Origin of the sequence: Fulvivirga sp., assembly GCF_040220315.1 — a bacterium.
Lineage (GTDB): Bacteria > Bacteroidota > Bacteroidia > Cytophagales > Cyclobacteriaceae > Fulvivirga.
Map to the genome: position 1 here is coordinate 1 of NZ_JAVJUY010000305.1, position 13,898 is coordinate 13,898.

Consider the following 13,898-nt stretch of genomic DNA (forward strand, 5'->3'; position numbering starts at 1 on the left):
GCATATTTTAGGTTCACCCACATAAGTTTTTTCCTCAATTAATGTTCGTTTATAGATGATCGATAGATGTAAGATAATTAGAGTTGTATTAATAATTAGCAGAAAACAAGTATCTTGTTTTAGACAAAAAAAAGAATCAACAAAATCAAACAAAAGTTTTCCACAAAATATAAAAGTTTTCCACACCAAAAAAGTATTAGCGTATAACTTATTATAAATCAGTTAGTTATATTAAATTATTTGAATCTATTATTTGTGGACAACTTACTTGTGTTGAATTAAGGTCTTTAAAAATAAAAAAGAAACCACAAATCTTTTAAGCTATTTGTTTTTATAAATTTTTAGAGCCTTATGTAAGATTCAAAAAACCTCTTATTCACGGTTTGTACGAATGAGCTTTGTGCGATAGGTATTAAAAATACGGGATTTTGATAAAAACCCCTTGTATTTGCCCTTATCAATTACTGGTAAGTTCCATGCTCCGGTTCTTTCAAACTTCTCCATAACTGATTGCATATTTTCATGAGGGCTCACGTAAGCTGGGGGGCTATGCATAATTGCTCGTATAGGAGTTGTTTCGCGCTTTTCTAAGTCGAACATAATGTTTCTGATGTCATCAAGTGTAACAACACCCACCAGTTCATTCTCTGAATTTACTACCGGAAATATGTTTCTTTTCGAAATCCGAACTAAATCAACAAGAGCTTCTAAGTTGGCTTCTGGTCTTATTACTAACAGATCTTTTTCAATAATTTTAGTCAGGTCAATTTGACTCAGTACCTGCCTGTCTTTGTCATATTGAATAAGGTCGCCACGTTCGATTAAATGCTTGGTATAAAGCGAATGTTTCTCAAAAAATGAACTTGTAGTAAATGCAATGGCAGAGACCAACATCAATGGAACAAAAAGCTCATACCCGCTGGTAATTTCTGCAATTAAGAAAATGGCTGTTAATGGTGCATATAAAACACCACTCATAACACCACACATCCCTACAAGTGTAAAGTTACTTGTACTTACATTACCCCAGGTAAATACATTAGATACCGCTGCAAATAAAAAGCCTGTAACGCCACCCAGAAATAATGATGGTGCAAATATTCCACCACTACCACCTGAGCCAATGGTTAAAGCAGATGCAATAGGTTTAATGAGTATCACTCCAAAAATAAAAGCCAGCAAAAGCCAGGCGTCTTCCAAGTCCTTGAAAAATAAAGACCGATTAAAAATTTCAGATTCTTTTCCAGCTAAAAGTAGTTTTATTGTTTCATACCCTTCGCCATAAATAGGCGGAAAAACCAAAATGATAATGCCAAGTAAAATGCCGCCAACAATTGCTTTCCCATAAATCTGTTTTATTTTGCCAATTAGCCCCTCAATACGATAGGTCATTCTGGTAAAGTAAACTGAAACCAATCCACATAAAATACCTAGCAAAATGTACTGCGGTGTATCGGCTGCTGTGAAGCTATCAACTAACTTAAATGAAAAGAGCACATCATCGCCCAACAGTGTTAGTGATATTAATGCACCTGTAACTGATGCAATTAACAATGGTATGAACATCCCGATAGTAACATCGGCCAGAATTACTTCCAGGCAGAATATTACTCCGGCCACTGGTGAATTAAATATCGCAGAAATCGCTCCTGCTGCACCACAGCCAATAAGTAAGGTTCGCTTCTTGTAGTTCAAATGCATGAACTTTCCAATATTAGACCCAATAGCCGAACCGGTGACGACAATAGGTGCCTCCAAGCCAACAGAACCGCCAAAGCCTACTGTTAATGCACTTGTTATCATTCTGGAATACATTCTTGTACGTTTAATAACGCTTGACTTTTTGGCTATATCATAAAGTATCTGTGTAATGCCATGACCCATAGATTCCTTTAAAACATATTTGCTAAATATCACTGTAAGCAAAATTCCAATTAAAGGAAAGGTAAAGTAAATGTAGTTTTCTAGTGTTATTCGATCTTGAAGTGTATGCTGTATGAAGTGTACTGTCTCTTTTAGCAACACTGCTGCCAAACCTGAAATTACACCTATTATACCCGCAAGAATAAGCACAAAGTTCTTGTTGCTAATGTGTTTCATCCTCCAGACGAGGAACTTAATTAATGGGGCTTCGTGCTTCAAATTAACCGCTCATTTAATGGTTCTGTGCAAATTTAAAATAATAGCATTTATACTGTAATGTTAGTAGATTAAAGTTCATCAAAGGTATATGAACAAGATAACTCAATTATTTGATATTAAATACCCGATAATTCAGGCTGGCATGGTTTGGTGCAGTGGTTGGAAGCTTGCCTCTGCCGTTAGCAATGCCGGAGGGTTGGGTTTAATTGGGGCGGGGTCTATGCACCCGGAAACACTCAGAGAGCATATCGCAAAATGCAAAAAGGCAACTGATAGACCTTTTGGTGTCAATGTCCCTCTTCTCTATCCTGAGATTGAGAAAATCATGTCTATAATTATTGAGGAAGGGGTTGATATTGTCTTTACTTCTGCAGGAAATCCTAAAACCTGGACTACCCCTTTAAAAGAAAATGGCATCAAGGTAGTACATGTAGTATCTAGTGTAAAATTTGCTTTGAAAGCACAAGATGCCGAAGTAGATGCAATTGTTGCAGAAGGCTTTGAAGCCGGTGGCCATAATGGAAGGGAGGAAATTACTACCTTCTGCCTAATACCAGCTGTAAAAGAAGCTATTGATATTCCATTATTGGCAGCTGGCGGAATTGGCACAGGCAGAGGCATGTTAGGCGCAATGGCTTTAGGTGCTGATGGCGTTCAAATTGGAAGTCGATTTGCCGCATCCACAGAATCATCTGCCCACCATTTATTTAAAGAACGGGTGGTTAGCTCCATTGAAGGGGATACGATCTTAACTTTGAAAAAATTGGCTCCGGTTAGGCTCATAAAAAATCACTTCTACGATTTGGTGAAGGAGGCTGAAGAGCGAGGTGCAGGTATTGATGAGCTAAGAGCGTTGTTAGGTAAAAGAAGATCAAAGCTTGGAATTTTTGAGGGTGATTTAAAGGAAGGTGAATTAGAAATAGGACAAATTTCAGCATACATCAATAATATTAAAGGGGCCGCTGAAATCCTGTCTGAAATTTGGGAAGATTATCAAAGACTGAAATCAGAAATGTGTCAGTAATGAAAGAAATTATTAAAATTAAAGAGACGTGTCTTTATATTCATGACCTTGAAAAGGCTAAAGAATTCTACCATGGCAAGTTAGGTCTGGAAATAATTCATTATTTGGAAGAGCGGCATATCTTTTTTAGGGCAGGTGAGTCAGTATTACTTTGCTTCAATCCTAATGATAGTAAGCTGAAAACCTCTCCTCCACCTCATTATGCTGATGGCAATCAACATTTTGCTTTTGAAGTTTCGCAAGCTGATTATGATACTTGCAAAAATAATGTCAAGGACAAAGGCATAGAAATAATTGATAAATTAATCTGGGCTAGCGAACAAGAATCCTTCTACTTTAAAGACCCTGAAAACAATATTCTTGAAATTGTACCTGTTGGAGTTTGGGATTAGCGACCTCCTAAGGCTAGTTTAATAGAAGTAGATTTTGTATTCACTGTTTTGGCTACAATTTGCTTTTCACCTGCTTGCTGATAAACAGTTTCAAACCAAACCCTATAATCTTTGTATTGGATACAATCAGACAACAAATGATCATCAATGAGTATTTTAATAACTACATCTTTAGTTGCCCAGGACTTTATTGCTTCTTTTTGATTTTCTGGCAATTCAGAAATTCGAATGAATTCGATACCTCTATAGACTCGCGCTTCCTTCATTCAGATTGATTTATGATTGACAAAAATAAATATATTCAACGTTAAAAAAGTAACCCTACTATTAATTCTTAGTTAAATAAGCCGTATCTGAAGATACAATAAATAGCCCTGAAACCATCCTTCCAGTTAATTTTTTTACCTTCGGCATAGGTTCTTCCATAATATGAAATTCCTACTTCATAAAACCTAACCGCTTCAATACGAGCGAGTTTAGCTGTAACTTCAGGCTCAAAACCAAACCTGTTTTCTTTTAGCTTCAGGCTCTTTGCCATATCTGTTTTAATAAGCTTATAACATGTTTCCATATCTGTTAAATTCAGATTGTTCATCATGTTAGATAAAAAGGTTAATACAGCGTTGCCTATTGAATGCCAAAAGAATAAAATTCTGTGAGGCTTACCTCCCACAAATCGACTGCCATAAACCACATCAGCTACACCGTCCAATACAGGCTGTAAAAGAATATTGTATTCTTGCGGATCATATTCCAGATCAGCGTCCTGAATGATAAGATATTCACCTGTTGCTTCTTTAATGCCACGATGCAGTGCAGCTCCTTTACCTTTATTTTTTGGCTGAGTAAAAAGCTGGATGTTCATATCAGCATTCTCCTGCATGTATAATTTTATACGCTCCAATGAATTGTCGCTGGAAGCATCATCGACCATTACAATTTCCTTAGCAATGCCATTTAATAATTCCACCTTTTTGATTTTATCTAAAATCAAATGAATGGTTTTTTCCTCATTGTAAACAGGAATTATAATCGAAAGTTTATTAATCATCATCTTTCGAACTTTAACAGAAATGTATCTGGGTTTTTAAGGTGAAGTACTTGTTTAAACCTATTCGGATATTGTCGTACAGCAGGTAGAAGGTACTGAAACGTGTTACCATATACCTGATCGATTACCACATAATCTACCTGCTTCTTTTCTAGATCTTCAATGAGATCGGCTGGGTCATTCGAAAATTTGTATCGCATGGTGTAATTCTCGCCAGCGTAAATAAAAAATAGGGATGGTTTTCCGCAGCTCACTACAGCTTGCTTTTCATTTTTCTTTATCCAATCAGCCACAGCAAAATATTGCTCCCATGCAGGAGGAAAAGGTGCCTTGGCCTTCACTGATAATTCTTTTAGAGGAGTAAAAAGGAATAACAGTATGACTAACGGTGCATAGTTGGTAACAGCACTAATTTCTTTCTGACCTCTGATAAGTTTGAATAATTCAAAAAACCCATTCAAAAAACCTAACCAAAGAATTGGGATGATAGGTACGATAAAGCGAACGCCAATCCAAACATCCGGCCATATCATTAAAATACCGAATGTTCCAAGCAAATAGCCTAATAGTAGCCAGTTATATTGATTAATCTTCACTACACCGTATGTAATGATTGACAGTAATATCAATCCCAATACCCACTCTTTAAACTCAATTGGTTGCGAATAATTAGGGCCAAAGTTTAATAGTACGTCAGGAATTTCACGGGTAATGTACCGTGAAAAGTTGCTCCAAAATCGCTCAATAAAATCACTAACTCCTGCCTCACCGAGTGAAGGGTTATATGGGTTGATCATTTTTAATTGATTCATGTAGGACGTGCCACCCAAAGACTGACCTCTAATGAACCATGGCAAACCTCCAATAATTAATCCTCCAATAGAAGCAAACAACAATTTCCAATTTTTATTGAGCAGGAAATATAGCCCAAGGCCACCAAGAATGGCAACACCTAATGACCTTACGTAATAGGAAATCACCATAAAAATGATGGTGAGTATAAAAGTCTTGTTTTTTATGGAAAGCTGACTTAACTGTTTTTTTGTAATAAAATGAAGCGCAAGAAGGCTGAAAAACATATAAGGCACTTCCGACATCATCAAGGAGCCATAAAATAAAGCATGACTGTTAAGTACAGTAAGAAGCGAAACCACAAAAGCCGTGATGTAATTATCTGTTAGCCGTGCAGTTAACAAAAATGCCAGCCAAATGGAACCCATTAAAAACAACCCGTTGAGAAGCTTTACGCCCACAACGCTATCGCTAAAAACCAATACAGCACTAATTATTGCAGGATATCCCGGAGGATAGTGATTGTTAGGGCTTTTGGTAACACGAGAAATATTTACATATCCTTCCCCTTGTGCGATTGCCTTACCCAACGAATAATAACTTGCATTATCTCCTAATAAAGCAAGTTTAGAGTCAAAGGTAAGTGAATAGGCTATCACGAATGTGAGTGCCAATATTCCAATAAATGTCCACTTGTATTTCTCTCCTGTTAGTTGTGTGTTTTCCATCGGAAATTAATGAGCGGTAAAGATACCTTCTATTTTGACATAAGAAAATCGGAATCAGGGGTTATAGTTAGATCAAGAGCTTTTAGTATTCTAACGAAGGTTCAATTATTTATGATTTCAAAACGCTTACTAAGCTTCAAAAGCTTAGTAAGGTTGAAAACTTCAGGGCAACTTTAAATCAAACAAATCTGTTCAATTCTTCAATGGTTTCTTCTAGCGATTTTCTAGTATGTTTTAACAAAAAGAATGTGATTATCATGCCAACAAAAAAGCTACTTATAGTATGATAAACCAGATTTTCTGTGAATTGATACAAATTAAAATCAAGTACGTATTTCGCCATAACTATCAGAAAGCAAACAGCGAAAAGCGGGATAATTATGATGAGGGATTTGACATCAATAAGCTCCAGTTGCTTTAACTTCCTAATATGCCGCTGGTTTTCCAAAATACTATTTTCGCTTTTCATTGAATAAAAGTGATACAATTTTTGACTAATTAAGACGATCGAGAATAGAGTTATTAATGCAAGAATTGTTGCCGGAATGAAAAACTGGTTCTGTCCCCAAAAATCTATCATAATAGCTACCAAATATTCAATCCAAAAATACCCTATAATCAACCAAAAAATGGACTCCCACTTCATTTCACTTAGTTTGGAACGTACTTTTTTAACCAAGGTCTCTCTGATCAATTGTTTGTTTAGTTCTATTTGACTAGTTGATAGCTTTTCTGTAGAATTCCATAATGATTCTAATTCTTCGTAATTCATGTCTTTTGCGTTAAGTGTTCTTTTAATTTTGATTTAGCTCGATGAAGTCTAGTTGTAAAATTGGTTGCTGACAATCCAATAATAGTAGCACTTTCCTCCACTGGTGTGGCTTCCAAATGAAGCATAACAATGGCTTTATCTATAGGATTTAGTATTTCCATTGCTTCGTAAAGTTTGTTCAGCATTTCCGGCAAATGGTCATCTGCATCTATGTCTATGATGTGCTGCCGCGCATAACCTTCATGTCCTTTGGCTACTTTGTATGATCGCCTCAAAAACGACATTGTTACGTTCAAGGCTATTTTATAGCACCAGGTAGAGCCTTTTTGTTGATTATTATATTTTGGGAATGCTCTCCATAATTGAAGGATGATATCTTGTATGAGATCATCTCGCTGGTCTTTGTCCTTAATATAAACGCCTGCTATTTTCACTACCAATTTCTTGTATCGCTCAAGAAATTCAATAAACTCGCTATGTTCCAATTGATTCATCAACCTATTATTCGCATCGATAAGGTGATTATCACACAATTAGTAAAATTTTTTAGAGTAATTGGGATTAGTTTCATCAAATGCCTCTACATTTTTGTTTTTCATTCAGCACTCGGCATTCAGTCAGTTTGATAATTAAATGACAGGCTTCTTCCGAATCTTATTGAACGATCTTTTGTTAAGAAAGCGTAAATTACTGCAATGAAAAAGTATAATAACTTCATCTATACAATAACATTCTTTTTGTTAACATCAGGTTTTATCAGCTGCCAGAAAAAGGCCAATTCCGGGCCTAATAAAATGGAGGCCAGCACCAGTCAAGAATTTAATGATTATTGGTATGCCGGAGTTGCTGAAGTAAACTCATATAATTTAACGCAGGCACGCTATGGTGAGGAACATGAAGGTAAGGCCGTTTTAATTTTTGTTACGGAACCTTTCTCCAAAAGCAAACAAGTAAAGCTGGATTACCCAGATCAAAACCCGGATGACAAACAAACAGTGCTCAAGCTCAATTTCACAAAAAAGTTTACTACCGGAATATATCCTTACAGTATGATGCTTTCTTCGTTCACTCCGGTAGAAACAATAAAATACCCTAACACCGTAAAAGTGACTATGAGCTCACAAGAATGGTGTGGCCATGTATACTCTCAAATGAATCTCAACAAAAACAATTATGACCTTGCATCATTCTCCTATTTTGAGCAGGAAGGCGATGTGAGCAAAAAAATCGAGAAGGCGTTTTTAGAAGATGAAATTTGGAATTTAATAAGACTAAACCCACAAGCATTGCCTACTGGATCTATAGAAATTATTCCAGGGCTTTTTCATACCCGATTGCTGCATAAAAATTTAGAGCCAAAAATGGCTAATGCATCCATTAGTGATAATGGTAATAAAAAAACCTACCGGTTAGAATACCTTGGAGATAAGCGGGTTTTGACAATAAATTTTCAATCTGAATTTCCTTATAAAATCGTTTCGTGGAGTGAAAAAATAGTTGGTTTAAATGGAAACGAAATTACGACTTCAGCTGAGCTGGACAAAACCTTATTAATTGACTATTGGAGTAAAAACCAAAACAAGCATTCTTATTTAAGAGATTCACTGAATCTTCTGAATTAATGGGTGAATGCTTACATTTACTAAATGTTGAATTGCCAAAAAGACAAGTTTAGTTTAGACGATTCAGTCATTTATCTAAACTGCGCGTACATGTCACCACTCTTAAAAAGTGTTGAGCAAGTTGGCTTCGAAGCTATTCAGAAGAAAAGAATACCATCGCACATTACCCCGGCAGATTTCTTTTCTGAAGTGAATGAATTAAAAAATTCATTCTCAAGATTAATTAATACACCAACGCCAGATCAAATTGCACTCATCCCTTCGGTGTCTTATGGTATAGCCACAGTCACAAAAAACATCCATTTAAAAAAAGGTGAAAAAGTGATTGTTCTGGATGAGCAATTTCCAAGCAACTATTACTCATGGAAACGATTAACCGATGAGTATGAAGCGGAGTTAGTTATTATAAAAAGGCCATTGTCTTCAACTGTCGGCTCTGACTGGAATGAAGCTATTTTAAATTCAATAGATGAAAAAGTAAAAGTAGTTTCAATGGCTCATGTTCATTGGGTAGACGGCACATTATTTAGGCTAGAGGAAATCAGTGCGAAGTGTAAAAAAGTAGGTGCACTACTTATTGTTGATGGTACACAATCTGTTGGTGCATTACCTTTTGATATAGAAAAAATTAAACCTGATGCACTCATTTGTGCAGGGTATAAATGGCTGCTTGGTCCATACTCCCAAGGTGTTGCCTATTTTGGTGAGTATTTTGATAATGGCATGCCAATCGAAGAAAACTGGATTAACAGATATGAAAGCGAAGATTTTGCAGGTTTGGTAAATTACAATGATGGCTATCAATCCGGTGCATTTCGATATTCCGTGGGTGAGCAGAGTAATTTTATTCTTGTGCCCATGCTGAATGAAGCCATTCAGAATATCTTAAACTGGGGCGTAGATACTATTCAGTCTTACTGCAAGGAGTTAATTACAGATACATTAGGTGAACTTACAGATGCCGGATATAAAATTGAGTCTCCAGAGTTTCGTAGCAATCATTTATTTGGAGTGAGGGTTAGCGAAGTATCGAGGTTAGACCAGATTAAAACTAAGATTCAGAATGATAATATTTCAGTCTCGATTCGAGGCGATGCCATTCGACTTTCACCACACTTATATAATGATCATTCAGATGTTTCAAAACTTAAAAACTGCCTATTAGCATGAAAGTTCTAAAAGTAACGTCCGCAATTATTCTTGCTGTAGTAGCAGCATATTTTCTTGGTCCACAGGTGGATGTGGGAAATCTTTCAAAATCATTACCTGAAGTTCCGTCTGAACTGACATCATTAGAACAATACATAAATGAAAGAGAAGATTCCATCTCTAACATAAAAGAAGATAATGAGGGGCGAGTTATTTGGGCAAAAGGCACCCCAGAAAAAACCGAATACAGCATCGTTTACCTGCATGGTTTTTCTGCCAGCCAGGAAGAAGGCGATCCCGTTCATGAGAATCTTGCCAAGCGCTATGGCTGCAACTTATATCTCCCAAGAATTACAGGGCATGGACTAAATGAAGAAGAAGCCATGCTTGACCTGACCGCTGAAAAAATGATGCAAAGCGCAGGTGAAGCTATCGCTGTTGGAATGCAAATAGGTGAAAAAGTGATATTGGTAACAACCTCTACAGGTGGCACCTACGGCTTATACCTGGCAGAAAATAACCCAGCCATTGCAGCGCTCATTTTATATTCACCTAATATTAAAATTTATGACCCAAATTCGTGGTTGCTTTCCAAACCCTGGGGGCTTCAATTAGCGAAAGTTGTGAAGGGCTCAGATTATAATGAGTGGGAAATTGAACCTGAACGAGCTAACTATTGGACCAACAAATACAGATTAGAAGTCTTAACTGAATTACAGGCAATGGTTGAAACTACCATGACGACAGAGACTTTTGAAAAAGTTACACAGCCAGTGTTTCTTGGGTATTACTACAAAAATGAGGAAGAACAGGATAAGACTGTTTCTGTTTCAGCCATGCTAGAAATGTATGAGCAACTTGGCACGCCTAAAGACCAGAAGAGGAAAATTGCCTTCCCTGAGGCAGGCCATCATGTAATAGGGTCTGAACTTACCTCGAACGCTTACGAAGATGTAGAGCAGGAAACTGTTAAGTTTTTAGAAGAGGTTGTAGGACTAAGGCCTAAATCTACAATTCAGTTGAAGCCTGAGACATTGAGCAAAATTAGCCAAAGCCTCAAATCCATTTTGGCCGAAGATATTCGGTTTTTGAGTGAGAATGACCGCAAATATAATTTAGAGGCTATAGACTTAAATGGTGACAGTGCGCCTGAATACTTTGTGCAATTCCAATCTTCCTATTTCTGTGGTTCAGGTGGATGCACCTTCCTGCTTTTGAGTTCTGACATGCAGCTCATCACACGTTTCACAGTCACTAATGCCCCGCTATTCGTTGAGCCCACTTTTAAAAACGATTGGAGGATACTTCTTACAAAAAGCGGTGGCGAGTTAAAGGAACTAGCCTATGAAAATGGCGCATATCCTTCCAATCCTTCAGTTTTGGATAAAGCTTCTTACGATGCTCCAAGCAGCCATGCTCGAATATTATTTGAAAATTCTGAATTAAAATACTCCTTTTAGGAGTCAGCTAAACCCATTTATTGACTTCCTCTCATTTCAATCTGTAACCTTTTTAGTACATTCGCGTCTAAACTCTACAATTAGGAATTAATTAAAATCATGAAAGGAACTAACCTTGGCGAATTCGAAGAACTAATTCTACTCGTTATAGGCGTGCTGGATACTGAAGCTTATGGTGCGGCAATTATCACTCACCTGGAAGAGCAAACCGGCAGAAAACCAAGTGTTGGTGCTGTTCATTCTTCATTAAACAGGTTGCTTGAAAAAGGCTATTTAAAATCGCGAACGGGTGAATCAAGTGCCTCCAGAAGAGGGAGGCGTAAAATATATTATGATTTAACGGCATCGGGTCAGGATGCATTAATCCGTACTCGTGAATTGCGTAACAATTTGTTTTCACTGATACCCAACATTTCCACAGAATGAAAACGAATGAACTTATAGATCCACCCAAGTGGCCATTTAAGCTGCTACGTTTTTTCTGCAAAGAAGAGTTAGTAGAGCAAGTTGAAGGTGACATGCTGGAAACTTTCGACCATCGGGTGGAGAATGAAGGCGTAAGCAGGGCCAAATGGCTCCTTTACAGGGATGTTTTAAGCATGCTCAGGCCATTTGCGATCAAAGGATTTCATTTCAAAAACTCTAACAACATTACTATGCTTTCAAATTATTTTAAACTCACCATTAGGGGAATTAAGTCCAACAAACTAACCTCAACAATTAGTATTCTAGGTTTAGCTCTGGCAATTTCATGCTGTATTGTCCTGTTTCTTTTTGCCCAAATAATCATTAATGCCAATGATTTTATCGAGGATCAGGATAAGATTTTTATGGTAACTAGTAAAACCAAAAAGCCCAATGGCGATACCTTTATTTGGGGTAAATCTCCACAAATTATAGGTGAAGATTTTAAGGCATCATTTGAGGGTCTGCTGGAAATGACTCGCTACACTAAAGCCTCAGCTGTAATAAGGTATGGCGACAAAGTAATTGAAGAGCCCATTGAATTTGTTGACCCGGATTTTCTTAGAATCTTCAGCTTTGAGCTTACAGATGGTGATAAAAATGCCCTGGACAAGCCATCGCAAATTGTTTTGAGCCACAAAGCCGCTACCAAATTTTTTGGTGAAGAATATCCTCTTAATAAAGAAGTTTCTTTGATATATAATGGTGAGACTTTTCCTGTAATAATTGGTGCAGTAGCTGCGAAATTCCCGAACAACACTTATTTCGATTTTAACATTTTGGTCAATAACTCATTGCTTCCTCAGACCGAAAAAGAGCATACAGATTTAACACATGCCACATTTTTTAAATCTGAGTCATCTTTTGCTAATGAGTTCATGAGTATTCAAAAGTCATGGCTGGATGTTTACAATGCCAATGAAACAAAGTACAAAATTGAAAACCTTAATCTCGTGGCTTTTAAAGACATTAAGAATACTACTTATGATATCGCAGGAAACGTAGTTGGCCGAGAAAATGCCTCAACGCTTTATGGAATTATCTTTTTTGGTGGTTTGATCCTGTTTATCGCATGCTTCAATTACATTAACATCGCCCTGGTTTCTGCTACCTCACGTTTAAAAGAAATTGGTCTAAGAAAAAGCATCGGAGCCACCCGCTCTCAATTGATTAATCAGTTTTTAAGTCAGAATATATTTCTTTCGCTTTTCTCTGTAATTGCGGGTCTAATTATAGCTCACATTATACTTGTTCCACTATTCAATAGCTTTTTTCCTATTGGTTTTGTCATTGATTATACATCTGTTCAATTATGGATTTTCTTGCTTGGAACTGCCTTATTTACCGGGCTCATCTCTGGTCTATACCCGGCATTCTATGTTTCATCCTTTAGCGCAAATGAAATTTTTAAGGGCAATGAAAAACTAGGCTCTAACAAGAATTATTTGTTTAGAATCTTCTTAGGAATACAATTTGGATTTACTTTCTTGATCATTTTTTCCGGTGTCGCTTTTATCAGCAATAGTAAATTTCAGAAAACTATGAGCTGGGGCTATGATAAATCGTCATTGGTGGTGATCCCGACTTCTAATACCAATCAATTTTTAGGATTTAGAGATAAGCTAACCAAGTATCCAGAAGTCAAGGAAATTGCTACCGCGGCAGGCCATATCGGCTCAAAGGCCAGTTCAATACAGTTAAGTTTAAATGATCAAAAGTCAAGTGTACTTACTTATGATGTTGGTGCCAATTACATCAACTTAATGGGCATTAATTTAATAGACGGAAGAAATTTTGACGAAAATAAAGCTTCCGACTACAATAATGCATTAATTGTTAATGAGTCATTTATAAAGAAATATATGATTGCTGATATTGAAAGCGAGGCTGTAGTAACCGATGACAAGAAATACAATATAATAGGTGTGGTGGAAGACTTCCATTACGATAACTTTTACTTCCCCATAGATGCCGCAGCATTCCGATTATCTCAAGACTCAATAAATACATTGATTTTAGCTAAGCTGGAAGACCATGCTGATTTAGGCGAAACAAGATATAAAATGAGCAGAGACTGGATAACCATGTTCCCGGATTATCCTTTTACTGGCTATCTGCAAAGTGAAATTTTTGATGACTTTTATCGACAAATGTCGATCCCGACAAATATTCTTATCGTTTTCGCTATCATCTCAATCATTCTTTCATCTATAGGTTTGTATGGACTAGTTTCTCTCGCTTTGGCTAAGAAGATGAAGGAAATAAGTATTCGTAAAGTGATGGGTGCTACCATGAAGCACA

At 36.8% G+C, this 13,898-nt stretch carries 13 protein-coding genes; 7 read left to right on the plus strand and 6 right to left on the minus strand.

Annotation, left to right across the window (positions count from 1 at the left end):
• Window positions 1–372: 372 nt before the first annotated feature.
• Complete coding sequence (locus RLO81_RS15280; RefSeq protein WP_350113501.1) at window positions 373–2,100, minus strand: chloride channel protein; 1,728 nt, start codon at window positions 2,098–2,100, stop codon at window positions 373–375.
• Window positions 2,101–2,230: 130 nt separating this feature from the next.
• Here RLO81_RS15280 and RLO81_RS15285 point away from each other — a divergent pair, with 130 nt between their 5' ends.
• Both RLO81_RS15285 and RLO81_RS15290 read left to right on the plus strand, forming a co-directional pair.
• Entirely contained in the window at window positions 2,231–3,166 is a 936-nt protein-coding gene (locus RLO81_RS15285; protein WP_350113471.1) for an NAD(P)H-dependent flavin oxidoreductase, read from the plus strand.
• The gene (locus tag RLO81_RS15290; protein WP_350113473.1) at window positions 3,166–3,558 is read left to right on the plus strand and encodes a VOC family protein; all 393 of its coding nucleotides are present in this window, start codon (window positions 3,166–3,168) and stop codon (window positions 3,556–3,558) included. The genes RLO81_RS15285 and RLO81_RS15290 overlap by 1 nt, the downstream gene beginning before the upstream one ends.
• Here RLO81_RS15290 and RLO81_RS15295 read toward each other — a convergent pair.
• From RLO81_RS15295 to RLO81_RS15315, 5 genes are all read right to left on the minus strand, one after another.
• A complete protein-coding gene (locus RLO81_RS15295) occupies window positions 3,555–3,824 on the minus strand; it encodes a hypothetical protein (protein WP_350113475.1) in 270 nt (89 codons plus the stop codon). The genes RLO81_RS15290 and RLO81_RS15295 overlap by 4 nt on opposite strands.
• A gap of 68 nt (window positions 3,825–3,892) precedes the next feature.
• Window positions 3,893–4,612: a glycosyltransferase family 2 protein gene (locus RLO81_RS15300; protein WP_502880461.1), complete on the minus strand. Its 720-nt coding sequence runs from the start codon at window positions 4,610–4,612 to the stop codon at window positions 3,893–3,895.
• Complete coding sequence (locus RLO81_RS15305) at window positions 4,609–6,129, minus strand: ArnT family glycosyltransferase (protein ID WP_350113477.1); 1,521 nt, start codon at window positions 6,127–6,129, stop codon at window positions 4,609–4,611. The genes RLO81_RS15300 and RLO81_RS15305 overlap by 4 nt, the downstream gene beginning before the upstream one ends.
• Window positions 6,130–6,307: 178 nt before the next feature.
• Complete coding sequence (locus RLO81_RS15310; RefSeq protein ID WP_350113480.1) at window positions 6,308–6,901, minus strand: hypothetical protein; 594 nt, start codon at window positions 6,899–6,901, stop codon at window positions 6,308–6,310.
• On the minus strand, window positions 6,898–7,395 hold the full coding sequence (locus RLO81_RS15315) for an RNA polymerase sigma factor (protein ID WP_350113483.1): 498 nt from the start codon (window positions 7,393–7,395) through the stop codon (window positions 6,898–6,900). Before RLO81_RS15315 ends, RLO81_RS15310 begins: the two co-directional genes overlap by 4 nt.
• Window positions 7,396–7,596: 201 nt before the next feature.
• Between RLO81_RS15315 and RLO81_RS15320 the strand changes: the two genes are divergently transcribed.
• The 5 genes from RLO81_RS15320 to RLO81_RS15340 all read left to right on the plus strand — a co-directional run.
• Window positions 7,597–8,523, plus strand: a complete 927-nt coding sequence (locus RLO81_RS15320) for a hypothetical protein (protein ID WP_350113486.1) — start codon at window positions 7,597–7,599, stop codon at window positions 8,521–8,523.
• 90 nt (window positions 8,524–8,613) lie between these two features.
• A complete protein-coding gene (locus RLO81_RS15325) occupies window positions 8,614–9,693 on the plus strand; it encodes an aminotransferase class V-fold PLP-dependent enzyme (RefSeq protein WP_350113489.1) in 1,080 nt (359 codons plus the stop codon).
• The gene (locus RLO81_RS15330; RefSeq protein ID WP_350113492.1) at window positions 9,690–11,132 is read left to right on the plus strand and encodes an alpha/beta hydrolase; all 1,443 of its coding nucleotides are present in this window, start codon (window positions 9,690–9,692) and stop codon (window positions 11,130–11,132) included. Before RLO81_RS15325 ends, RLO81_RS15330 begins: the two co-directional genes overlap by 4 nt.
• 99 nt (window positions 11,133–11,231) lie before the next feature.
• Window positions 11,232–11,558, plus strand: coding sequence for a PadR family transcriptional regulator (locus tag RLO81_RS15335; RefSeq protein WP_350113495.1), 327 nt, complete (start codon window positions 11,232–11,234; stop codon window positions 11,556–11,558).
• Window positions 11,555–13,898: ABC transporter permease (locus tag RLO81_RS15340; RefSeq protein WP_350113498.1), on the plus strand; the 2,344-nt coding region annotated here is incomplete at its 3' end. The genes RLO81_RS15335 and RLO81_RS15340, both read left to right, overlap by 4 nt.